The sequence below is a fragment of the Coleofasciculus chthonoplastes PCC 7420 genome, assembly GCF_000155555.1.
In the GTDB taxonomy this organism is placed as follows: Bacteria; Cyanobacteriota; Cyanobacteriia; order Cyanobacteriales; family Coleofasciculaceae; genus Coleofasciculus; species Coleofasciculus chthonoplastes_A.
Genome location: NZ_DS989883.1, coordinates 1 through 22195, shown reverse-complemented (window position 1 = coordinate 22195; position 22195 = coordinate 1). Strand labels below are relative to the sequence as shown.

23 protein-coding genes and 1 pseudogene are annotated in these 22195 nt (G+C 46.4%); 18 read left to right on the top strand and 6 right to left on the bottom strand.

Annotated elements, in window-relative coordinates:
* The first annotated feature begins 187 nt into the window (after positions 1 to 187).
* Positions 188 to 646: a peptide-methionine (S)-S-oxide reductase MsrA gene (msrA, locus tag MC7420_RS34020; RefSeq protein ID WP_006106468.1), complete on the top strand. Its 459-nt coding sequence runs from the start codon at positions 188 to 190 to the stop codon at positions 644 to 646.
* A gap of 185 nt (positions 647 to 831) precedes the next feature.
* Here the strand turns inward: msrA and MC7420_RS34015 are convergent, their stop codons facing one another.
* The gene (locus MC7420_RS34015; protein WP_006106464.1) at positions 832 to 2481 is read right to left on the bottom strand and encodes a Ppx/GppA phosphatase family protein; all 1650 of its coding nucleotides are present in this window, start codon (positions 2479 to 2481) and stop codon (positions 832 to 834) included.
* Positions 2482 to 2633: 152 nt separating this feature from the next.
* Between MC7420_RS34015 and MC7420_RS34010 the strand changes: the two genes are divergently transcribed.
* The 4 genes from MC7420_RS34010 (at position 2634) to MC7420_RS33995 (ending at position 6029) form a co-directional block, all read left to right on the top strand.
* Positions 2634 to 3518 carry a 4-hydroxybenzoate solanesyltransferase gene (locus tag MC7420_RS34010; RefSeq protein ID WP_006106486.1) on the top strand — a complete coding sequence of 295 codons (885 nt, stop codon included), beginning with the start codon at positions 2634 to 2636 and terminating at the stop codon, positions 3516 to 3518.
* Positions 3519 to 3684: 166 nt separating this feature from the next.
* Entirely contained in the window at positions 3685 to 4017 is a 333-nt protein-coding gene (locus tag MC7420_RS36045; protein ID WP_006106460.1) for a hypothetical protein, read from the top strand.
* Positions 4018 to 4199: 182 nt separating this feature from the next.
* The gene (locus tag MC7420_RS34000) at positions 4200 to 4985 is read left to right on the top strand and encodes a DUF3891 family protein (RefSeq protein ID WP_006106447.1); all 786 of its coding nucleotides are present in this window, start codon (positions 4200 to 4202) and stop codon (positions 4983 to 4985) included.
* A 147-nt stretch (positions 4986 to 5132) separates the two neighbouring features.
* On the top strand, positions 5133 to 6029 hold the full coding sequence (locus tag MC7420_RS33995; protein WP_006106466.1) for a competence protein CoiA: 897 nt from the start codon (positions 5133 to 5135) through the stop codon (positions 6027 to 6029).
* Positions 6030 to 6054: 25 nt separating this feature from the next.
* On the opposite strand, the gene MC7420_RS36040 is transcribed toward MC7420_RS33995, so the two are convergent.
* Entirely contained in the window at positions 6055 to 6360 is a 306-nt protein-coding gene (locus tag MC7420_RS36040) for a type II toxin-antitoxin system Phd/YefM family antitoxin (protein ID WP_006106445.1), read from the bottom strand.
* 73 nt (positions 6361 to 6433) lie between these two features.
* On the bottom strand, positions 6434 to 6766 hold the full coding sequence (locus MC7420_RS33985; RefSeq protein WP_006106505.1) for a toxin-antitoxin system HicB family antitoxin: 333 nt from the start codon (positions 6764 to 6766) through the stop codon (positions 6434 to 6436).
* A 176-nt stretch (positions 6767 to 6942) separates the two neighbouring features.
* Between MC7420_RS33985 and MC7420_RS33980 the strand changes: the two genes are divergently transcribed.
* From MC7420_RS33980 to MC7420_RS33955, 6 genes and pseudogenes are all read left to right on the top strand, one after another.
* Positions 6943 to 7287 carry a hypothetical protein gene (locus tag MC7420_RS33980; protein ID WP_044211302.1) on the top strand — a complete coding sequence of 115 codons (345 nt, stop codon included), beginning with the start codon at positions 6943 to 6945 and terminating at the stop codon, positions 7285 to 7287.
* Positions 7284 to 7712 (top strand): HNH endonuclease, encoded by a 429-nt coding sequence (locus MC7420_RS33975; protein ID WP_006106499.1) that lies wholly within the window; start codon positions 7284 to 7286, stop codon positions 7710 to 7712. The genes MC7420_RS33980 and MC7420_RS33975 overlap by 4 nt, the downstream gene beginning before the upstream one ends.
* Before the next feature lie 123 nt (positions 7713 to 7835).
* Positions 7836 to 8462 (top strand): annotated as a pseudogene (locus tag MC7420_RS33970) (heme-binding protein).
* Positions 8463 to 8486: 24 nt separating this feature from the next.
* Positions 8487 to 8816 carry a XisI protein gene (locus MC7420_RS33965; protein WP_006106496.1) on the top strand — a complete coding sequence of 110 codons (330 nt, stop codon included), beginning with the start codon at positions 8487 to 8489 and terminating at the stop codon, positions 8814 to 8816.
* A gap of 14 nt (positions 8817 to 8830) precedes the next feature.
* Positions 8831 to 9616, top strand: a complete 786-nt coding sequence (locus MC7420_RS33960; protein ID WP_006106459.1) for a class I SAM-dependent methyltransferase — start codon at positions 8831 to 8833, stop codon at positions 9614 to 9616.
* Positions 9617 to 9686: 70 nt separating this feature from the next.
* Positions 9687 to 10355, top strand: a complete 669-nt coding sequence (locus MC7420_RS33955) for a uridine kinase (protein ID WP_083799256.1) — start codon at positions 9687 to 9689, stop codon at positions 10353 to 10355.
* A gap of 123 nt (positions 10356 to 10478) precedes the next feature.
* Here MC7420_RS33955 and MC7420_RS33950 read toward each other — a convergent pair whose 3' ends face one another.
* Positions 10479 to 11102 (bottom strand): hypothetical protein, encoded by a 624-nt coding sequence (locus MC7420_RS33950; protein WP_006106481.1) that lies wholly within the window; start codon positions 11100 to 11102, stop codon positions 10479 to 10481.
* Between the two features lie 163 nt (positions 11103 to 11265).
* A complete protein-coding gene (locus MC7420_RS33945) occupies positions 11266 to 11886 on the bottom strand; it encodes a DNA-3-methyladenine glycosylase family protein (RefSeq protein WP_006106453.1) in 621 nt (206 codons plus the stop codon).
* 296 nt (positions 11887 to 12182) lie between these two features.
* On the opposite strand from MC7420_RS33945, the gene MC7420_RS33940 reads away from it, so the two are divergent.
* The 7 genes from MC7420_RS33940 (at position 12183) to MC7420_RS33910 (ending at position 19815) form a co-directional block, all read left to right on the top strand.
* Positions 12183 to 12680, top strand: coding sequence for a TIGR00725 family protein (locus tag MC7420_RS33940; protein WP_044211299.1), 498 nt, complete (start codon positions 12183 to 12185; stop codon positions 12678 to 12680).
* 247 nt (positions 12681 to 12927) lie between these two features.
* Positions 12928 to 13527, top strand: a complete 600-nt coding sequence (locus MC7420_RS33935) for a superoxide dismutase (RefSeq protein WP_044211297.1) — start codon at positions 12928 to 12930, stop codon at positions 13525 to 13527.
* Between the two features lie 116 nt (positions 13528 to 13643).
* Positions 13644 to 13853: a hypothetical protein gene (locus tag MC7420_RS33930; protein WP_006106475.1), complete on the top strand. Its 210-nt coding sequence runs from the start codon at positions 13644 to 13646 to the stop codon at positions 13851 to 13853.
* Positions 13854 to 14134: 281 nt separating this feature from the next.
* Positions 14135 to 14998: an Npun_R2479 family HD domain-containing metalloprotein gene (locus MC7420_RS33925; RefSeq protein WP_006106504.1), complete on the top strand. Its 864-nt coding sequence runs from the start codon at positions 14135 to 14137 to the stop codon at positions 14996 to 14998.
* Between the two features lie 223 nt (positions 14999 to 15221).
* Complete coding sequence (locus tag MC7420_RS33920; protein WP_006106455.1) at positions 15222 to 18425, top strand: TIR domain-containing protein; 3204 nt, start codon at positions 15222 to 15224, stop codon at positions 18423 to 18425.
* Positions 18426 to 18455: 30 nt separating this feature from the next.
* On the top strand, positions 18456 to 19199 hold the full coding sequence (locus MC7420_RS36035; RefSeq protein ID WP_052307592.1) for a DUF928 domain-containing protein: 744 nt from the start codon (positions 18456 to 18458) through the stop codon (positions 19197 to 19199).
* Between the two features lie 28 nt (positions 19200 to 19227).
* Positions 19228 to 19815, top strand: coding sequence for a Uma2 family endonuclease (locus tag MC7420_RS33910; protein ID WP_006106470.1), 588 nt, complete (start codon positions 19228 to 19230; stop codon positions 19813 to 19815).
* A 3-nt stretch (positions 19816 to 19818) separates the two neighbouring features.
* Here the strand turns inward: MC7420_RS33910 and MC7420_RS33905 are convergent.
* On the bottom strand, positions 19819 to 22195 hold a 2377-nt coding region (locus MC7420_RS33905; protein ID WP_006106487.1), incomplete at its 5' end, for a CHAT domain-containing protein.

Sequence of the window (22195 nt, the reverse complement as noted above, 5' to 3'; positions counted from 1 at the left end):
CTGATTGAGGGTGCTATTCAACTTAAACTTAACGGTGGGAATTATCATTTGTCATACTCGCTTCCCTTGAAGAAGCAAGCTAGGTTATTGGTAAGGGTTTAAGGGCTATTGACAGAACGGTATGGATTTGGATTAATTTCCACCAATATACTTATATTCAGTTGTCAAAAAAATAGGTGAATCTCTAATGGAAAAAACTACATTTGGAGCAGGATGCTTCTGGGGAGTCGAGGCGGCATTCCGTCGATTAAACGGCGTTACGTCTACATCCGTTGGCTATATGGGAGGACATTTTCCTAACCCCTCCTATCTAGATGTTTGTGCCAGAATTACTGGACATGCAGAAGTGGTGCAAGTCCAGTATGACCCGTCTCAGATTTCCTACAATGACTTGCTGAATGTTTTTTGGTCAATTCATGATCCTACCCAATATAATCGTCAGGGACCTGATCGCGGAGAGCAATACCGCTCGGTTATATTTTTCCACAATTCTGACCAGGAGAAAATAGCCAGAGAATCAAAGCGCAAGCTTCAGATGTCTGGTAAGTATGACCAGGATATTATGACTGAAATCAACCCCGCTTCTGATTATTATTTCGCCGAAGATTACCATCAGCAGTATTACGAGAAGAAAGGACGATCTTAATTGTCATTGGTCATTGGTCATTGGTCATTGGTCATTGGTCATTCGTCATTCGTCATTCGTCCTTTGTTAGGGACAGGGTAAAGTAGAGTTTTAAGTTAGCTCACAACTTCCCCATCTTCCTCATCTCCCCCATCTCCCCCATCTCCCTCATCTCCCCCTCACCTCACCACTCCCAACAGCAGCCCCTATTTATCACTAGGCGAGTTTTCTAGCTGGATGACGACTTTAACGTCATACTCCTCTTCAAACACGACTTTTTTATCTTCTAAACTCCAAACTTCTAAAGCACAGGTATCATTGGGATCTACAGGTGTCAGACGCAAACACAATTCTTTGTCCTCTGATATATAGTGGCAGCGGATTTTGGAAATTGCCCCAATCTGTCGGCGATCTAGGGCAACCGCTAAACGTAATAAAGGACTGATTTCTTTGACTAGATGCCGATAGTATTTGTTGGGTAAATTACTGTAATTGTCGTGCTTTTTCTTGGGTGAACTCTTGCGATGGTAACGAGCCAAGTTAGCGATCACTTCAATCTCAATATCAGTAAAGCCGAGTAATTCACCGTTGCGAATCAGGTAATAGGAATGCTTATTGTGGGCTGAATGACTCACATACAAACCACAATTATGCAAAATTGCCGCCGCCCACAACAATTCTCGTTCTTCATTTCCCCAATTGTGTAGCTGTCCTTTAGTTTGGTTAAATAAGCTGACGGCAAAGTTAGCCACCCGTTCACTAGAGGCTAAGTTAACATGATATTTTTGCGCGACTTTAATGATATTGCGTTTGCGAACTTCGCCTTGATACCGCAGTCTGTCTTCTATTAAGCCTTGGGAAAGCATCCAGTCTACAATGACTCCCTCTCGCAAGGCGCGTTCCCCGACGGTGAGAGACTGAATGTCTAACATCGTCATGGTTTCTAGTAAAATAATTGCACCCGCAACGATAATTTCGGCTCGTTTATCCGCCAGTCCAGAGAGTTTTTCCCGTTCAGCACAGGTGAGTGAGGCAAGGTGTTTGACGATATCTTTTAGGTCATGGCGGTTGAATTCATAACCATTCAGGGGACTGGGTATTACTCCTAAATTTTCTTTGGCGTGAAGGGCGGCTAGGGTTTCAATTGTCCCCGATGTGCCGACTAAACGGGGTTTTTCTCCGGGTTCGATATTGGCTAAGACATCTTCAACGGCGCGTTCGATTCGTCCCCGAATATAGGCTTGTAAATATTGAAACTCGCGATCGCTAATCGGATCAGTGGTAATGAATTCGCGGGTCAAGCGTACTGCACCGACTTTGGTGCTGGTGAGGGAACGGGGGGCGTGACTGTCGCCTAAGATTAATTCCGTTGAACCGCCACCAATATCGATGATGATGTGAGGTTGGTTGTGAAACTCCATTCCTGACAAGACGCCCAGATAAATCCGCCGTGCTTCTTCTTGACCGGAAATGAGGTTGACAAATAACCCTAATTGTGAATCAACTTGTTGTAAAAAGTCGCGTCCATTGGGGGCTTCTCGTACCGCACTCGTCGCCACAGCAACCAGCTGATCGGCTTGGAAGCTTTTCGCTAACTCCTGACAACGTTGCAATGCCGCGATCGCACGTTTGATGGCTTGGGGGGTTAAATTTCCGGTGTGGGGATCACGTTCCCCCAGTCGCACCGTATCTTTTTCTTTCGCGATAATCGTAAACGAAGGAAGCGTCGGGTCAATCCGGACAATGACCATGTGAATCGAATTCGTGCCAATATCAATGGCAGCCAGAATTCTCTCAGTGTTGGTGGTTGGAGTCGAAACTCCTGCTGAATTCCCTTGAGCAGCTAAATCGATCATTCTTGTATTCGGGATTACAACTCTAGGCGTGATGCTACTGATAAAGATAACTTTAAATCTGCTCAAATCGACAGTAGCAAAGTGTTGCGTTATCTTAACGATATAGATTTACACCTAATTTGGTGAAGACCCGATAAAAGACCTGAGCATCGATGCTGACCGACCAACACCCTCCCTCAATACCAACTTGGCTCGCGATCGCGCGGCTGTTGCGCTGGGATAAACCAGCCGGACGCTTAATTTTGATGGTTCCCGCGCTGTGGGCAGTTTTCTTAGCCGCCCAGGGTACACCGCCGATTCCCCTCGTTGGTGTAATTATTCTAGGAACCTTAGCCACCAGTGCGGCGGGTTGTGTCATCAACGATTTGTGGGATCGCGATATTGATCCGCAAGTCGAACGCACCAAAGAACGTCCCTTAGCCTCTCGCGCCTTGTCTGTACAAGTTGGCGTGGTGGTGGTGTTAGTGGCGATGAGTTGTGCAGGTATCCTCGCCCTGTATCTCAATCCCTTCACCTTTTGGCTGTGCGTCGCCGCCGTTCCCGTGATTGTATTTTATCCGTCAGCCAAGCGCGTTTTTCCGATTCCCCAGTTGGTATTATCCATCGCTTGGGGGTTTGCTGTCTTAATCAGTTGGAGTGCGGTTACTGGGAATTTACAACCCGCCACTTGGTTTTTGTGGGCAGCAACGGTAACGTGGACATTAGGCTTTGACACTGTTTACGCGATGTCAGATCGGGACGATGACCAAAAGCTTGGGGTTAAGTCTAGCGCCTTGTTTTTTGGAGACTACGCCCCGGAAGCCGTTGGTCTATTTTTTACCGCTACGGTGGGATTTTTGGCGAGATTGGGGTTTGTCATGCAGCTACACTGGGGCTTTTGGATTGCTTTAGGTGTAGCAATTATCGGGTGGATTTGGCACTATACACGACTGCGCCAAGCTGATATTCCCAAACCCGTTTATGGGGAAATTTTTCGCCAAAATGTCTGGATTGGTTTTGTTCTATTGGCAGGGATGATTGGAGGTTTGGTTTTGTAGAGATAACTATACCAAAAGGTAGAAGACAGCAGGTGATTGATTACTGATAAGCTGATGTGCATTGAAATTGTATATCATCTGTTCCCGGTTCCCCGTTCCCTGTTGCCTTTTAAGTATTCAACCGGACATGATATCATTCATCTAAATAGCGCTCATCAAAAGAATCATGAAAAAAATACACACCTTATCGGCGGTAATGAGTACCTTAATCCTGGTACTTGTGAGCGCACCTAGAGGAAATTCGCAAACGCCTGATTTGACGCCCCAAGAACCGACGAATGCCTATCCTCCTGAGATGGTTCAAATTTATATCGAGAACTGTGTTGGCGATCGCCCAGAGGAAGTCAGGGCATTTTGTACCTGCACGATTGAGAAGATTCAAGAGACTTACACCCTAGATGAATTCATGCAAATTGGTCAAGACTTGCAAGCCGGTAGGGCAGAACCGGAGGAGTTTAGGCAAATCATTACTTCTTGTGTACCCAATCAAGTTAATTAGAGTCTGCTGAATGAGTTTTGTGGTGGGGAGAGGCAACAGGGAACAGGGAACAGTTTTCATAACTTAAACCAAATTACTCTACTGTATCAGTGGCGGCGTGGCACAGCTAAAATAGTGCAAATTAAACCTATACTCAGGGGAATCAATTCAAAATTAGAATTCTTTGATTTTGAATTCAAACCATGCTACATCGCTTATCAAAAGAGGGACTTATCTGCATCACCCAACCGAACCACGCCTGGGTTTCTGGTGAATTAGCCCGGGCTTGGGGAAATGAACAATTCGGTCAGTTTCTCCCACCCAAAGAACTCTGTCTCGCCGCCGAACAACATGATATCGGCTGGCTGTTGTGGGAACAAGCGCCCACTCTCAACCCCGAAACTGGCTATCCCTATCGCTTTACTGAACTCCCAACCCAAGTCCATATTGATATCTGGACGGGTGCGAAACAGCTAGCAATGCCTTGGGGGAGGTATGTTACGTTATTCGTTTCACTGCACGGTACTGGGCTATATGAGCGATATCGAAGTTGGCAGAAAAACCCGGAGTCTAGCCGAATTGTACAGGATTTTCTGAACAGTGAGTATGCCTTTCAAGAACAGCTTATTGCTACGTTGAAAAATGACCCCCATTATGTCCCTTATGTGACACCAGAAGTGATCAAGCGCAACCAAAAACTGGTAGCGACGTGGGATGCTCTTTCACTAATTTTGTGTCAGAATGTGTCGGGTGAACAGCAGGTTGAGCAGGTTCCTACGGCTGATGGTGAAACTGTTCTAGGGTTGACTCATGTTAATGATGATCCTCATCAAATCATTCTATCTCCTTGGCCCTTTCAGGAGAGTGAGGTAAGGCTGGTTTATGAAGGGCGGCTATTACGAGAAACGTTTACGGATGAAATGGCGATGCGAGAGGCGCTGAGACGCGATCAGGGGCTAACTCTTACCACTATTTTGACACCAGAGTAGGTTTCATGCACTTATCCAAAGTTGACCCTAACAGTCGAGCGAATAACGAATGCGATCGCGATAATTGAACTAGCCATCTAGTACAAAGCAAGTCAAGTGCGGCAATGTTCTCCAGAGGTTAAGTTATATAGCAATCCTAAATAGGTTATGGCAATTTTCACAACTGTGATCCCTGCTATACATTGGTTTCAAGCTTCTTATCTGTCACCACTCAATAGGATTGCTATAGTGATTCATGGTAACACTTTAGTCACGGGATCAAAAATAATGCTTTGTGCTATTAAAGGAACGGATAATAAAAAAATTATTGCCAAAGATGCATCTAAACAAGATGTCCCATTTTATTGTCCGAAGTGTTCCAAAGAGGTATGTCTCCGGAAAGGACGAATACGGATTCATCACTTTGCTCATAAACCACCTGTTACCTGTGGACATGGGATAGGAGAGTCAGAAGCACATCGTCAATGCAAAACCGAGATATATAAGTCTCTTTTGAAACATCCCAAAGTCCAGGATTGTGAACTAGAAAAGAATTTAGGAAGTGTCATACCTGATATCTTTGCTGTAATTGATGGTACTCCTGTTGCTCTGGAAGTGCAAATCAGTAGCCTCACTATAGATGAAGTTATTCGGAGAACAGAGGACTATTCAAAAAAGAAGATTTATCTCCTATGGTTAGGCTTACGGAATAAGGAGTTCAACGAGGAAAAATATTCTCCAAAAGCATGGGAAAAATGGTTGCACGCTATGTATTATGGTCGAGTATATTACTGGGTAACTGGTTTAAAGTTACAACCTATCCACTTTAGCGACTATCATCTTTATGTGAAAGAGTCTACTTGGTATGAAGATGGAGAGGAGAGATCGGCGGGTGGATATTACAAATACTCAAAACGCTACAAAACACCAATAAAGGGAAAATTAGTCAATATCACTGAGCATTTTCAAGCAATGTATAGACAAATATGGAAAGGAGGAAATATATTTATACCGGAATGCAAACTGTATATTGATAGGCAAAATACATGGTGGAAATCAGAGTAATACCTTTTTTCAAGGTAGGCGTTGATTAAATGTTTTGGCTGTTTTCACCTCGACGTTCAGCCACTTCTCGATTGACTTCATCCCAATCTAAAAGGGGTTCACCTGTGGCAAGAATCTGCTGACGAATTTGCCAAAGTTTTCTTCCTAAAGGTGTTTGTCCTACTTCTACTCGGTTAGCTGAGAGCAAACGCTCGTATTCAGCGATGGAAAGCATGACAACCTGAGGCTTCCCCTCAGATTCGATAATCAAAGGCTGTTGCTGTTCAACAACCTGCTGGATTAATTCACCAATGTGGTTACCGACTTCTGTGGCGTTAATTGCTCGTGACATTACTGATCTCCTAATTGCTCTGTTCTCAAGGTTAACCTGTTGGAATGGCAGCGCGATCGCACGCTCTACCCGATCATCCTTGACTCAACACAGACACAATGTACTGATTGAGGCTCACATTTTCCCTGTCCGCTTTCTCAGCTAAACGACGATGCAACGATTTCGGCATCCGCAGGAGTAGCTTTCCACTGTAAGTATCATCCGTACTGGGTAAAGGAATCTCATCTCCAGCTTCATAAGCTGTCTCAATCCACAACTCCCGCGCCTCATTTATGTTTGCGATCGTCTCATCCAACGTTTCACCTTGAATCAGACATCCAGACAAATCTTTAATCTGAGCTACATATCCCCCCTCTGGATCGGGATAAAGTGTTACTGAATACTGAAGATTCAAATAATAGTCCAATGGCTAATTTCTCTAACTTTCCCATCCAGCAATATGATCATCACAGGTAGCATCATAGCAATCATTTAAACGCGCTGTTCTGCTCTAAGTCCACTCTTCCACAGCCGAAGCAGTAGGAGATGCGATCGCCAAACTCCCATAAGCTACGATGAATCCAAAGACCTTACACAAAAAACATGTCTGAGCAAGTGCGCTATGTTACCAATGAACAGGGGGAGCGAGTTGGTGTCTTATTAGATTTGGAAGCCTATAATCGACTGGCGAACCCACTAGCTGTGGATGAGGAATGTTTAATCGGCTTGAGCCGAGATGAACTAAAAGCCTTAGCCGATAGTAGGCTAGCTCCCGCCGCACAACATCAATTGGACGATCTGCTAGTTCGGAATGCAGAATCTCAACTCTCTGCTGACGAAATTGCCAATCTAGATCATCTGCTCGCACAAGTCGATCAACTGACAATCCTCAAAACCCGCGCCAGGTATACCCTGCACCGCCTAGAAACCTTGGCGACAGTGGCGTGAGCGCATATATTCCTGTTGAGTTACAGCGACAAGTTCGCACCCATTTTAGACATTGCTGTGCCTATTGCCGCACGGCTGAAGCACTGACGGTTGTAATTTTTGAATTTGAACACATTATCCCTCGCTCAGTTGGTGGAGATACAATTTTTGAGAATCTGTGCCTTTCTTGTCCTACCTGTAATCGCTACAAAGCCACTCTTCAAACCGGATTAGACCCCACTACCCAGCAGACGGTTCCTCTGTTTCATCCCCATCGCCAAGTGTGGGAGAAGCATTTTACCTGGAGTAAGGATGCGACAGAGTTAATCGGGTTGACACCTGTTGGTCGAGCAACGATCACTACCCTCAAGATGAATCGTCCCCAGTTGATTCGCGTGCGTCGGATGTGGGTCAAGCTAGGGGAACATCCACCAAAATTTGAGTGAGCTTCGAGTCAGTCTTGCTTGGAGAGGGGATTGCGATCGCGCGATCGCACTTTGCCAGGAAGATATATCTACCCCCCGGAAGAACTGCCGGATCTAGAATAGAAAGAGTTTCTGAGGTTCTCTGTGAAGCTAAAGCACTTACTGTTACCCCTAGGAATTCTAGCCGTCGTTGCGATCGCCTTCTTTGCCTACGATGCGGCTACGGCTCCCTTGCCAGAAGGATTCCCGCCGCCAACACCAGATGGAAAAATTGAGGTCAAACAATATCCAGCCTACCGCTCTGCCACAGTGCGCTACTCAGGAGAACTCTCAATGGCAGCTAATAGGGCATTTGACCCTCTCTATCGCCATATCAGTTCTAACAATATCTCGATGACGGCTCCAGTAGAAACCCGTTATCCAGTTAGCACCCTGGAAGCCAATCAAATGGGTACACCCGATGAACAAGGTGAAGCGCTGGTTTCATTCCTCTACCGCAGCACGGATATCTACCCCGACGAAATTAGCCAAAACATTCAAGTTGAAGATATCCCACCCATGACAGTCCTCAGCCTTGGGTTAAAAGGGAGTTAGGATTACTCCAGCTATCAAAAAAGCATCGAACGGTTACGAGAGTGGTTAGCACAGCATCCAGAATGGACTGTTGTCGGCTCCCCTCGCCGCTTCTTCTACGATGCTCCCTATGTCCCCGAACCTGCCAAGCGCAGTGAAATCCAAATTCCGATTCGCCTGGTAGAAAGAGAGGGTTGATCAAGTCGAACTAGAGGTGAAGCGATGGATACCACCACGAGAGAGCAGGACATAGTAAAACAGGTGATTCAACGATACGCTCAGTTTAAACCTTCTCACGGCGATATTCGACTCGACACGGTGTTTGACGACGCGCAAAACCGCTATGCATTGATGCAGGTAGGTTGGGATAGAGGACGACGGGTGAGGGGAAATTTGATTTATGTGACTTTGAATGAGGGCAAGGTTTGGGTGGAATATGACGGGATGGAACAGGGAATCAGCAAAGACTTAATCGCCGCAGGTATTCCTCCAGAGCGAATTGTTCTTGCATTTCTCCCTGAAGAGCAAACTGCTGCAACGGCTTGCATTTAAACAAGGAAAACATCATGAACGAGGAAAATAAATCGATTCACGACTTCGATTTTAAATTAATCTGCGAATATTTTTCAAGCCTAGAACGACAAGGACCTGGGAGTCCCGAAGTAACGATTAAAGCTTTGAGCTTTATTGATAATCTGACAAATGAATCACAAATTGCTGATATTGGTTGCGGCACCGGTAGTCAGACAATGGCAATGGCTAGTTGTACGTCAGGGTATATTACAGGAATCGACTTATTTCCCGGCTTTATAGAGCTATTCAATCTTAACGTACATAAACTGAATCTTCAGGATAGAGTCAAGGGTATTGTTGGTTCAATGGAGAATCTTCCTTTTCAGAATGAAGAATTAGACTTAATCTGGTCAGAAGGAGCAATCTACAATATCGGGTTTGAACGAGGCATAAACGAATGGCATAAGTTCTTGAAGACAGGAGGCTTTATTGGCGTTTCAGAGGCATCGTGGTTTACCGAAGAGCGACCTGATGAAATCGACGCATTTTGGAACGATGCTTATCCGGAAATAGATACTATTTCAAACAAGGTGGCACAAATGCAAAAAGCCGGATATATTCCAATTGCAACTTTTGTCCTGCCCGAAAGCTGTTGGACTGACAATTTTTATACGCCGCAAGTTTCTGCACAGAAAAACTTCTTGAAAAAATATGCAGGCAATAAAACAGCCGAAGAGTTCATAGAAAACGAAATACATGAAGCTGAATTATATTACAAATACAAAGAGTTTTATGGCTATGTTTTCTATATTGGCAAAAAAATTAAATTTAACGATTGAATGTTTGATGGTTTTGTCAACCCTTTAATACTCGCTTAAAACTGACATTTGTTTGATTACGGTTTTGGCTATGCTCGACAATCTTGCGCGAAAACGCTTGATCAGCATTAAAGATGCTGCTGAAGCGATTGTTCGACAGCGAACAATTATTCCAGATCACCAGGCACTTCTAGTCGCGATTTCAGGGATAGATGGTTCAGGGAAAGGCTATCTCACCGACAAAATTGCCACCCTACTTTTGAAACGGGGTCTCAATATCGCAAACATCAATCTTGATGGTTGGTTAAATCTGCCTGAAAAACGCTTTAGTAAAATCAATCCACCGGAACAGTTCTACCGACATGCGATTCGTTTTGAAGAGTTATTTGGTCAACTCGTCTTTCCATTACGCAATCGCCGCTCCATTTATCTTGAGGCAGATTTCACGGAAGAAACAGCTACGAAATATCACAAACATATATACAGCTTTGAGGAAGTAGATGTTATCTTGCTAGAAGGAATCTACTTACTAAAGCATCAATTTCAGTCATATTACGATCTCTCTTTCTGGATTGATTGCAGCTTTGAGACAGCCCTAGAACGGGCGATTGCTCGTTCACAAGAGGGATTGTCTCCAGAAGAAACAATTCAGGCATATCAGACGATTTATTTCCCGGCTCAGAAGATTCATTTTGAGCTTGATCAACCGCAACGATCTGCGATCGCAAGAATTAACAACGATCCCAGATTAGGAGGGTGAATACAACAAGAGAGTAGAGAAAAGCATGGATATAAACATACATAAGTTACTGGACATCCTTGGAGGCATTATTCGTTCGAGAAAATCCCAAGCCCCAATTGATTCTTTCATCGATGCCTCAACCTACGCGATCGCACCCTCAAAATAAATTCTAAATGGTTCAGCAAGAATGCCTAATATTTGATTTAACTGGGTAATGAAATATTCAGTAAAATCAATTTTTACCATCTGGTTTTCTAACATAATAAACTTCCAGTTCGTACCCGTTGAAACTGCACCATATACTACTGGCTGTTCCAGCCCCTTACGGGCATTAAATATTTGAGCAGCAACCATTTGAGCGACACATTGTCCTAAGCCAATGCGGATATCATTATCTTTCGCTTCAACCAATGTTAAAACAGGAGCAGTAACTAGGGATTGATTTTTTGATGCACTTAAGATAAAGTCACAAGCACCCGTTAACCCTTTTGATTCGTCAACATTAAACGTATTGCCAGAAAAATAACCAATTTTATTATTAAATTTACGTCTCACTTCCAATAAAACCGGAGTAATAATTAATTCAGACCGAGCTTTTTCTGTACTGATACTTGCCGCCAAATCTAACGTTTCATCCAGCGTTTCCTTAAGCCGATGTGAAGGTTCAATCGGTGCAATATGACTAAATAAATGAGAAATATCCTCGACTGTTAATTCGAGGATAGAAACGGCTTGGTCAATCGTTTTGAAATCACTGTATGACATATTTCCAGAGTCAGCAGCACTTACAATGCTACTATAATCATTGTGCCACACTCTATTCGGTCAGTGATAAGAAAAGTGCAATTGAGCGAAGCCCAGCGCCAAAGGCGATCGCGCTTACGTTGCTGCTCTTTTTATCGTAATGTCCCCCTCCCTCCAGCAGTCCTCAGATTGGCTTTAGATCCAAGCTGCGCCACAAGTACCATGAGGCGATACTGCAATACGGCTTCCACCTTTGTCCGAAGCGTTTTGTCGTTTTGCGGTCAGGAAGTGCCTCAAGATTATACAGGTTCCGAATACCTGTACGTATCCCCAAGTCATCCACAGGCAAAACATCCCATCGCTTGAGACGGAAAATCAACAGCATCTGCACAGTCCAGCATCCAATCCCTTTAACCTGCGTTAAAATCTTTATAATCGACTCATCATCCATAACTTCCAACGCTTCCAGGGTGGGCAATCCATCAATTGAATGACGTGCCAAGTCTTTAAGATAAGCAATTTTCGGGCGTGAAATCCCCACACCTCGGAGAACTTCATCAGGTGTGTCTAGGACATCCTGTGCAGTAGGAAACGGCGTGTCAGGGTAAACTTGGAGAAACCGACTGTGGATAACATGCGCCACTTTGGTAGAAAGTTGTTGGTGAAGAATTGACCGGGATAGGCAAAAAAATAAATCTCCCTCCAACTCGTGCTGATTTAGTTGACATTCACCAATTCGGTCAATAAGTTGTCCCAGAACGGGATCACAATCCTGGAGAAAGTCAATGGCGATCGCGTAATTCATGAACTCTGTTGTTAAAACATCGATTCGGTAGCTACTGTAGGGGCGGGTTTAGGGACTCTGTAGGGGCGGGTTTAGGGACTAAAGTCAGCTATTCACCGATAAGTGAACAACAAAACCCGCCCTGTCTCACCCATAACTGAGCAACAAAACCCGCCCTGTCTCACCCATAACTGAGCAACAAAACCCGCCCTGATTCATAAGTCACCCAAATAACCCTAATTAGAGCAGGATGTTGTGTTGCACAAACAATCCCAAATGATATAACTCCAGTAATCAGCCAATTATACTTTCTACCCATGAGAAAAATCGTTGTCGGCGTGATGGGACCCGGTAAAGGGGCTACCGCCACAGACTTAGAACGAGCTTATGAATTGGGACAACGTATCGCCCAGCAGGGATGGGTGCTGCTGACGGGTGGCAGAAATGCTGGGGTAATGGATGCAGCAAGTCAAGGGGCAAAAGCCGCAGGTGGCTTAACTGTGGGCATTTTACCCAGCAGCGATACTCAGAATATGTCCGATGCTGTGGATATTGCGATCGCGACGGATATGGGGAGTGGGCGCAATAATATTAACGTTCTCTCCAGTGATGTGGTGATTGCTTGTGGTATTGGTGCAGGAACCGCTTCAGAAATCGCTCTCGCCCTCAAGGGTGGTAAACCTGTGGTATTATTATCCGACCATCACGAAAGTCAACAGTTTTTTACCAGCCTGTCGCCGGAGACGGTTTTTGTGGCAGCCACCCCAGTCGATGCCATTGATATTGTGCAAGCGATTGTCCAGGAAAACCGCTAACTGTCCCCCTTTGACTCAACCCGGCTAGAGGCGCGATCGCGTCTAACCCGTTTCGCCAGGGCTGGATACCACAATCTCAATCATAGACTTAAGGCGATGGCTACCCCTCAGAGAAACAATCATATTGTTAATGGTTATTACAACAGGCGTTAATCCCTTGATATAGTAATACTTAACCTAAGGAATACATCTAAAGTCTCGGTTCGTTTTAAGCTAGAACACAGTATTTGAGAGGATAGAACACAATATGGCCTACGCACTTCCTGATTTACCTTACGCTTACAACGCGCTGGAGCCTTATATCTCAGCTAAAACGCTAGAGTTTCATCACGACAAGCACCACGCGAAGTACGTTAATAACTTCAACGACATGTCGCAAGCCGCTGGTATGGCTGACAAGTCCATCGAGGAAGTCATTAAGGCTAGCTACAAGGATTCGTCCAAGTCAGGGCTTTTCAATAATGCCGCCCAAGCTTGGAACCACACCTTCTTCTGGAACTCAATGAAGTCGGGTGGTGGCGGTGTGCCCAGTGGTGCAGTCGCTGACAAAATCAAGTCTGATTTAGGCGGCTACGATAAGTTCAAGGAAGAATTCAAGAAAGCTGCTACAAGCCAATTTGGTAGTGGCTGGGCGTGGCTAGTCCTCGATAATGGCACGCTCAAAGTAGTTAACACCGCCAATGCTGTCAACCCCATTGCTTTGGGAATGACACCGTTGTTAACCTGTGATGTGTGGGAACACGCCTACTATCTGGATTATCAAAACAAGCGTCCTGATTTTGTGGAAGCGTTTCTCAACAATCTGATTAACTGGGACTTTGTGAATCAGCAAATGGCTGCGGCTTAACGATAATCCAGTGAAGTTGTCACGTCAGTAACAGTGACTAGCCCCGCCTGATCTGGATATCAGACGGGGCTTTTGGTAGTTTGGGTTCTTAATGTGCGATCGCGCCTATACAGAAAATGAACAGTAAAGACTTAGCCCAATACATTGAAGCGACAGACGGGATTGCCAAGCCTTGGCTGTTAGTGCAATTGCGTTTACGGAAACTCCAAGAGCGTAAAGCAACTATGACACCAGATGCCTATACTCGTGAGCTAGCTGAGATTCATCAGGATCTGATGAATCTGGGTGAGTGGTGGCATGGTATTGAAGCAGAGGTGTTTGGCTAATTGCAATCAGGTGATCCGTCTCACACAGGTTGCCTCAAAGTATCACGGTGAGCGAAAAAACGTCATCACAACCTTTTTCGCTATTTTTATTACATTAGAAGTATCGAGTTTGAGAATTTTTCGCTATACCTGTCCTAGGCGTGAAAATCACCGCTTTTAAGCCAAGACGGATTAATGGCAAAGGATAGGATTACTCAACTCTCAGAGAGATTTATCATTATAGTCAACTACTAACTCATAAACTTCGATTGTCCTAACGAGTCCCCTTGAGGTAACCCTCCATGTTTGACACAACCCAAATACTCATCGACAACTTTGTGGATCGGATTCGGGAAGGCTACAGCCGAACTTACGGCGGCTGGAAGTCTGACTATGCTGACATTATCGGCTGGGCGGGCGCCATGGCATTAGAAAATATTGCCAATAGTGACGCTCTCTACCACAATGTTGAACACACCATTTTAGTCACCTTAGTCGGACAGGAAATTCTGCGCGGTAAACATATCCGTGAAGGAGGCATTTCTTGTGAAGACTGGATGCATGCAATTATCTCCTTACTCTGCCATGATATTGGTTACGTTAAAGGAGTCTGCCGACAAGACCGATTAAGTGAAAACCGCTATGCCACAGGCGTAGATGGGGACAAGGTGAGTTTACCACCAGGGGCGACAGATGCCAGCCTCACTCCCTATCACGTTGATCGCGGTAAGCTGTTTATTGAAGAACGGTTTGGTGGCAATTTACTAATTGATGCCGAAGAAATTAAGCGGAATATTGAACTCACTCGTTTTCCTGTGCCAAGTGATCAAGATCACCTAGACACAAGTAACTGTCCCGGTTTAGTAAGATCTGCCGATTTAATTGGTCAACTCAGTGATCCGCGCTACTTGAAAAAAATTAGTGCCTTATACTACGAGTTTGAAGAAACGGGTGTGAATAAAGCCTTAGGCTATAGTCATCCAGGAGACTTGCGCCAGAACTATTCCAAGTTTTACTGGAGTGGGGTGTATCCCTACATTAAGGACTCATTGCGCTACTTAGAGTTGACGCTAGAAGGGAAGCAAATTGTGGCGAACCTTTATGCCAATGTGTTTGTGGTCGAACATGAACACCCATCTCTCCATGCAACCGTTAGCGCCGCTTAAAAGACGGTAGGGGTACGACATGTCGTACCCCTGTCGTACCCCTACAAATGGTTCAACGGGAAAGCCTGGGTAAGTCTTGATATCCGAGTGTCTTCGTTACATAAAACCAACGATAAGGTTTCAGGTTTTGACAGCAAGCCCTAATTCGCGATCGCTGTTCGAGTCGCATTCAGGTTCTTTTGTTATAGTTGTGGATATTAGAAATAAATCTATCTCAAGTTAGATGTATGAACCGCGTCCCGGCTTTGACAATGGCTTTATTTCCTATGGAAGAGCCGATAGTAAAGCCTTTGCCATAAAGCTCTATCAACACCTGACTGAGTACGGCTTAAAAATTTGGTTTGACTTTGAAAATATTCCTCTGGGCGTAGATTTTCAAAACCAAATTGATGATGGGATTGAGAAGGCGGATAACTTCCTGTTCATCATTGCTCCCCATTCGATCAACTCCGCCTACTGCCGTAAAGAAATCGAACTGGCAATTAAGTACCACAAGCGGATTATCCCGTTGCTGCACGTCGAACAGATTAGTCGTGATACCTGGCAACAACGGAATCCCCAAGGAACGGATGCTGACTGGGATGCTTACCAAGCAAAGGGACTGCATTCCAGCTTTCCCAATATGCATCCGGCAATTGGCAAAATTAATTGGGTGTATTTTCGTGAGGGAATTGACGACTTTGAGCAGTCGTTCTCCGGATTACTAGAACTATTCGCAAGGCACAAGGATTACGTACATCAGCACACGTATTTCTTAGATAAATCACTAGCCTGGGAAAGGCAGCACAAGGGATCACAACATTTGCTCATTGGTGAGGAACGAAAGCAAGCCGAAGCATGGCTGAAGGTGCGCTTTAAAGACGAGCAGCCCCCCTGTACTCCCACAGATTTACACTGTGAGTTTATCAGCGAAAGTATCAAAAATGCCTATAACCTGATGACTCAGGTGTTCCTCTCCTATGCCTACGAAAATGAGGCAGTGATGCGGCAGATTCGCACCAGTCTGTGGCGTGCAGGATTTACAGTTTGGACGAATACCGCTGATATTCAAACAGGGGAAACCTTTGAGGCAGCGATTAAGCAGGGTGTAGCCCAAGCAGATAACTTAGTCTATTTGCTCTCACCTGACTCCCTGAACTCTACCTACTGTCAGCAAGAATTAAACTATGCTTTAGCGCTGAATAAGCGGATTATCCCTGTGCTGGTGAGTCCTGTTGAGCCGGAGCAAATCCCGCCAGAATTGCGCTCGTTACATTATATTGATCTGACTGATAATCTACACGAAGAAGATTACCGTCTTGATGAAAGCCAACTGATCAACATACTGGATCACGAGGCAGTATACTACCACGAGCATAAGATTTTCTTAGCTAAGGCGCTCAAGTGGCAGCAGCAGAACCGCAACCCCAGTATTTTACTGCGGGGGTATAATCTGCGCCGTGCTGAAGCTTGGTTGCAGGTGGCGAAAAAGAGGACTCAACATCAGCCAACAGCTTGGCACGAAGAATTTATCACTGAAAGTCTGCGACAGCCGCCGGAAGTGTCCCATGATGTGTTTATTTCCTATTCTGATGCTGACTCAGACGTTGTGCGTAAGCTGAATGATGCGTTACAGATGCAGGGTAAAACGACGTGGTTTGACCAGGAAAGTATTCCTACCCAAGCGGACTTGCCCCAGGATAGAGCTTCAGGAAATGACAGCATTGCCTTGCAGCTAGTCATTGATCAGGGTATTGAACGGGTTAAGGGTATTGAACGAGCTAATACAATTGTCGCGGTGATTTCTCTTCCTTTTGTTAACGATGCTGATGTGGCTAAGGAGTTAGCTTATGCCCAGACGCTGAATAAACGAACGGTTGCCATCTTGCATCAAGAAACAGCCACAGCCGAACTTCCCTTGGCTTTAGAGAACGCCCACTGGATTGATTTCCGTAAACACGGCGGTGAATTTTTACCCAATTTTGGCGAATTAATCCGGACGCTAGATAGTGATCCGGACTATACACGCACTCACACTCGGTTGCTGGTGAAGGCGATGGAGTGGACACAAAAGGGACAGGATGATAGCTTTTTGCTGCGAGGGAAAGATTTAGTCGCCTCTAAGCAATGGTTACAGGAATCAGCCGACAAGCAACCGAAGCCCACGGCGCTACAACTAGACTACATTAAAGCTAGCCGAGAACTGCCCTATCGCAAAATTAAGCGGCGTTCGGTGGTGTTAACCAGTGCTGTCGTTTCGGTGCTGGTGGTTGTGGCTCGGTTTTTGGGGGGGATGGAGTCGGCTGAACTGAGAGTCTATGATCAGTTAATGCGGTTACGTCCCAGTGAAGCCCAAGATGAGCGTTTTTTAATCGTTGAGGTGGATGCTGCCAGTAGTGAGGCACTCCGGCGAGACATAATTGCGGAGCGTTATCAGCCGGGAATTGGTACAGTTCCAGACAAAGCTCTCGATGAAGTGTTAGCCATCTTATCGGCACATCAACCCCGACTGATTGGCTTAGATTTTTACCGAGATTATCAGGCACAGCCAGAATTAGCGGAACGTTTTCGGCAAACGCAGAACCTGATTGCGCTCTGTAAAGCGAGTTATGACGGTGGACGGGGCTATTATCCACCACAAGACGTTCCCATGGAGCGTATTGGATTTAATGATGTCTCTGAGGATGGTGAGATGATGGTGCGCCGTCACTTGCTGTTGCAGGAACCCGACCCAGAGTTTTGCAATACGGAAGAGGCATTGAACTTAGTTCTGGCTCGTAAGTATCTAGAAGCAGAAGGGATTTCTTATACCTCTTTCCTAAATGATGAAGGGTACTATGAGGAAGATATGCAGTTTGGCGAGACGGCAATCCCGCAACTGCGGGGAAATGGTAGTCCTTACCGAGAGAGAAATGATCAACTAAACGGTTATCAAACTTTACTCAATTACCGCGCCCACCAAGGTGACCCCAACAAGTTTGCGCCAACGGTTAGCTTAGAAGATGTTCTCAATGACAAGGTATCTGCCGCAGACATTCAAGACCGGATTGTGATTATTGGTTACACGGACACGGCAGATAAAAGTGCTGACCGTTGGAATACTCCTTACGGTAATATGCCGGGAGTGATGGTGCAAGCTCAGATGGCAAGCCAACTTATCAGTGCGGTATTAGATCAGCGTCCTTTAATTGGGTGGTTACCGTTTTGGGGCGAAACATTGTGGATTTTTGGCTGGTCTACCGTTGGGGGTTTGGTTATCTGGTTCTGTTCTCGCTCGTTGGCGCGAGGGGCGGCTGGTGCTGTGGGTACAGTGATCGGTTTGTATGGTTTATCCTACCTGATTCTGGTCAGCCAAGGCGTTTGGGTGCCGTTGGTACCGTCAGCGATCGCCATCGTGGTGACTGGAGGCGGTGTTGGTTATCTGACCTATCGGCGGCGACAAGCTTAGAAATCAATGCAGAGTTAGGAGTTAATGGAGATGAGCTGGTTATCACGCGATCGCAAAAGCGTCCTGATTTTGACCTTAAGTACAGTGCTGTTCCTGTCGGTGCTACCCTTCGACAATCCCCCAGCCCAGGCGCAATCGGTGGGAGAGCAGTTTTTGAATTTGTTTCGCCGGGAGCGCAAACAAGGGCGGCCTTCGGGGCGATCGGCGGGTACAGCGATTCGGGATGAATTCTGTTTCTCTGGGACTAGCCAGCCGTTAACGGCTCTAGTTTCGGCGGACAATCTGGAGACAACGGTTGCTGAGTATCCGACGTTTTGGTTTTACTTGCCTTGGGGGCGTTCGGAGACGGTTACACAAGCTAGATTCGTGCTATTTGATCAAAATCAACGCCTTGTTCTCGACCAAACGATGGTGTTACCGGATGCGCCGGGGATTGTTAGCGTGAAATTGCCGGAGACTAAACCGCCTTTAGAAGTGGGCAAACGCTACAAGTGGTATTTCCAAGTCCTGTGCGATGAGCAGGAACGCTCACGAAACCCATGGGTTAGTAGTTGGGTGGAACGGGTGGAAGCGAGTTCTGAGTTGGTTCGGCAGTTAGAAACTTTAGCTGAATCTGAGCAATATCGGGCGTATTTAGACCATGGTATTTCTCAGGACGTGCTGACGCAGCTAGCTTGGCATCGCTCTGTCCATGAAGAGGATTGGAGGAGTCTGTTGGTGGACTATTTTGAGCTAGAAGGCGTTGCTGATGCGGCTGTTACTCAACTTAATTAGATTAGAACTATACTAGCCCAACCCAGTCATGACTCAGACTCCTGTCAAAAACCTAACCTTTGAAGATTATGTCACCTACGATGATGGCACAGATAACATCTATGAATTGGTGGATGGAAAGCTAGTCATGGTTCCACTACCAACTGCCGATCATGGGGATACGATTGATTTACTCCTGGATGTCTTCAGAGAACAAATCCGTCGCTATCGTCAACCCTGGAAAGCCAAGGACAAAGCTGGGGTGTACACGGGAAAAAACCCTGTTACCGGAAAAGATCGTTCACGCACCCCAGATGTCTGTGTCATGACAGCAGTACAGTGGGCTGAACTGAAAGCAGATAAGCGATCAGCGGCTGTGTTGAAAACGCCACCCCTTTTAGTGGTTGAAGTCGTTAGTCCGGGATCGAAAAAAATCGATTATGAACAGAAATTGGCGGAGTACAAGACGATAAAAATCCCCGAATATTGGATTGTAGACTTACGCCAATCTCAGGTTTGTGTGCTGTTATTGGCAGAGACAGGATATGAAACAACCGTCTTTACAGGAAATCAGCGGATTATCTCTCCGACATTTCCCGAACTAGCAGTAACAGCTTCTCAGCTATTGTCAGCTTGAGGCTCAAAACCAACTTCCGACTAAGACATAGGCAGCCCAGAAGAGGGGCGCTTGGTAGTTGGCATCTTGTAACATCGCCTGCTGCGCTCGTCGTAGGGCTTCGGCGCGAGACACTCCCGGTTGTCCTAGGTGTTGGTAGAAGGCTTCTGTAAAGGTAACACTGGAGAGATCATCCAAACTCCAGAGAGACGCGATCGCACTCTGTGTTCCTGCCTGAATCGCGGCTCCAGCAATTCCGAGTACGGCTCGATTGCTGCCTGTGGCGGTGTGGCAGGCACTGAGCAGCAGGAGTTCAATCCCTTGGGTTGTGGTGGACTGTTGGCGGCGAAATAGTTGGCTAAATTGGTCTAAGGGAATCTTCCCGTCAGCCGCCAGAATAAAGGTGTCTTCTGGTTTGTCGCCAAATTGACCGTGAGTGGCTAGGTGTACGATGTCGAAATGAGAGCGCTCCAGGCGTTGTTCTAATGCGGTTTTGGTGAAATCTTCGTCGCGGATGAAAGCAACAGGAATACCTGCGGCTTTGATTTTGTCTAACTCGCAATTGGCATTGACTAACTCAGCGAAGTTACCCACCTTTGGCGGCGGTTCAGTGAGACTGACAGCTAGCACATCCATCTGGTTTCGCTCTAGCCGATGGGAATCGCGCACTTCTAGCCCCAAAACTAGGGCAGTGGCATAAGTTTGAGCCAGATAGGTTTCCCCGTCGTAAAGCGCTGCCATGGGAATATTTCGCAGGGGTTCATCCAGGACAAAAATTAGGGTTTTGATCCCATGGCGTTCTAGGTAAGGGCGTGCTGGTTTGATTAACCAGTTGTAGAGGGTTTGCCCATCCTCTTTGATAGCTGGGTGGGTGAAAGGATCTTGGAGATTGCTGCGGAATCGTTTTACAGTGTCTTCCACGTCTTGGCGGGATACGTCAGGGGAGCGATAATGAATCAGATTGGCTTCGCCCGGTAACTTGAGGATGACTTCGATGCGGTCTTTGAGTACAATCGGATAAATAATGGCGGCGGTGGGGTCTTTTTCATCGACCACTTGGTCAACTTGTACCGTTGAATCCAAACAGGCGGATTGAAAGAAGTTTTCTAGTTCCGCTACCTGGAGTGCCTCGATCACCTCACGGGCTTGTTTCAGTTTCTCTTGGCTAGGTTCGCTGGTTCCTTGAGGGGACAGGAGTAAGTCTACGAGTTCCCGATAGACGGGTTCAACTTCGTCTCGGAACGTAAATTTGATATCGGGGTTGGCGGCAACTAAGTCTCCTCTCAGGAGTTTCAGGGTTTTATAGGCGTCGGTGTAGGCGTTGGTGGCGGCTTGGTGTTTCTGCTGGGCTTTTAAGAGTCGTCCCAGTTGCCACTGCCATTGATAGGCGACTTCTGGGGGAATTTTGGCTTGTGCCAAGGCTTGTCGGGTAAGGCGTTCAGCGTCCTGCCATTGTTGGGCTTTTTCGTAGAGGTGTCCCAGGTAGCCGAGGGCATAGGATTCGGCTACGGTGTCGTTGATGCGTTGTGCCTGCTGTTGGGCGTAGGCGAGAATCTGGGCGATTTCTGGGGCAGATAGGGTGGGGTTCAGTTTAGTTTGATGGTGGGTGAGGGTTTGGGCAAAGTGAATTTGGGCATAGATGGCGGGGCGAGTGGTGGGTAGGTTTTGGGCGAGTTCCTGGAGTTGGGGGATTAAGGTAGTGGCGGGTTGCTTTTGGTTGGTTTCCAGGAGTAGGTCGAGTTGATTGACAGATGCTTCAAATTGTGGATTGGGGAAAATCGCGCTGGCAGCGGCTTGTTGATAGTAGTCGATGGCTTGCTCATTCTTCTCTTGGGAACGCGCGGTGTTGCCTAAGCCCAGTAAGGCGGCGCTGATATCGGCGGGGGAGTTAAGGGTGCGGGCGATATCCAGGCTTTTCTGGAGTGTTTCCTTGGCTTGTTCGGGGCTACCCAGTGAGCGAAGCAGATTTCCTAAGTTGGCGTAAGCGGCGGCTTTGAGGGGATTGTCGGGTTGGGTTGGTAAGGTAGTTTGTGCGAGTTGCTCTAGGGTGTTGCGGGCGCGACGGTATAGCCCTAAGGCTCGCAGGGCGAGGGCTTGGTTAATTTGGCTGCGAATGATGCCCGGTTCGTCAGGGATTTGGGTGTAGAGTTGGCTGGCGTGCTGCCAGGTTTTCAGGGCGGTTTCGGGTTGTCCTTGAGCCAGTTGCAGGGTGCCTTGGGTGTTGAGGGCTTGTGCCTGAACTCGGAGACGTTCTGAGGTATTGGGGGGGATGGTGTCTAGGAGGGCGAAGCTTTGAGCTATGGCGTGATTGGCTTGATCCGATTGTGCCAATTCCTGATGGGCGAGTGCCAGGTTACTCAATGTCATTGCCTGGTTGAGGGGTTCTCCTTGAGTTTGGTAG

What these genes read in the sequence shown, in the direction of transcription:
- MC7420_RS33930 (WP_006106475.1), top strand. Translation starts at nt 13,644, where the DNA reads ATGAACAGTAAAGACTTAGCCCAATACATTGAAGCGACAGACGGGATT.
- MC7420_RS33935 (WP_044211297.1), top strand. Translation starts at nt 12,928, where the DNA reads ATGGCCTACGCACTTCCTGATTTACCTTACGCTTACAACGCGCTGGAG.
- MC7420_RS33955 (WP_083799256.1), top strand. Translation starts at nt 9,687, where the DNA reads ATGCTCGACAATCTTGCGCGAAAACGCTTGATCAGCATTAAAGATGCT.
- MC7420_RS36035 (WP_052307592.1), top strand. Translation starts at nt 18,456, where the DNA reads ATGAGCTGGTTATCACGCGATCGCAAAAGCGTCCTGATTTTGACCTTA.
- MC7420_RS33910 (WP_006106470.1), top strand. Translation starts at nt 19,228, where the DNA reads ATGACTCAGACTCCTGTCAAAAACCTAACCTTTGAAGATTATGTCACC.
- MC7420_RS33960 (WP_006106459.1), top strand. Translation starts at nt 8,831, where the DNA reads ATGAACGAGGAAAATAAATCGATTCACGACTTCGATTTTAAATTAATC.
- MC7420_RS33925 (WP_006106504.1), top strand. Translation starts at nt 14,135, where the DNA reads ATGTTTGACACAACCCAAATACTCATCGACAACTTTGTGGATCGGATT.
- MC7420_RS34010 (WP_006106486.1), top strand. Translation starts at nt 2,634, where the DNA reads ATGCTGACCGACCAACACCCTCCCTCAATACCAACTTGGCTCGCGATC.
- MC7420_RS36045 (WP_006106460.1), top strand. Translation starts at nt 3,685, where the DNA reads ATGAAAAAAATACACACCTTATCGGCGGTAATGAGTACCTTAATCCTG.
- msrA (WP_006106468.1), top strand. Translation starts at nt 188, where the DNA reads ATGGAAAAAACTACATTTGGAGCAGGATGCTTCTGGGGAGTCGAGGCG.
- MC7420_RS33965 (WP_006106496.1), top strand. Translation starts at nt 8,487, where the DNA reads ATGGATACCACCACGAGAGAGCAGGACATAGTAAAACAGGTGATTCAA.
- MC7420_RS33980 (WP_044211302.1), top strand. Translation starts at nt 6,943, where the DNA reads ATGTCTGAGCAAGTGCGCTATGTTACCAATGAACAGGGGGAGCGAGTT.
- MC7420_RS33950 (WP_006106481.1), bottom strand. Translation starts at nt 11,102, where the DNA reads ATGTCATACAGTGATTTCAAAACGATTGACCAAGCCGTTTCTATCCTC.
- MC7420_RS33945 (WP_006106453.1), bottom strand. Translation starts at nt 11,886, where the DNA reads ATGAATTACGCGATCGCCATTGACTTTCTCCAGGATTGTGATCCCGTT.
- MC7420_RS34015 (WP_006106464.1), bottom strand. Translation starts at nt 2,481, where the DNA reads ATGATCGATTTAGCTGCTCAAGGGAATTCAGCAGGAGTTTCGACTCCA.
- MC7420_RS33995 (WP_006106466.1), top strand. Translation starts at nt 5,133, where the DNA reads ATGGCAATTTTCACAACTGTGATCCCTGCTATACATTGGTTTCAAGCT.
- MC7420_RS34000 (WP_006106447.1), top strand. Translation starts at nt 4,200, where the DNA reads ATGCTACATCGCTTATCAAAAGAGGGACTTATCTGCATCACCCAACCG.
- MC7420_RS36040 (WP_006106445.1), bottom strand. Translation starts at nt 6,360, where the DNA reads ATGTCACGAGCAATTAACGCCACAGAAGTCGGTAACCACATTGGTGAA.
- MC7420_RS33940 (WP_044211299.1), top strand. Translation starts at nt 12,183, where the DNA reads ATGAGAAAAATCGTTGTCGGCGTGATGGGACCCGGTAAAGGGGCTACC.
- MC7420_RS33920 (WP_006106455.1), top strand. Translation starts at nt 15,222, where the DNA reads ATGTATGAACCGCGTCCCGGCTTTGACAATGGCTTTATTTCCTATGGA.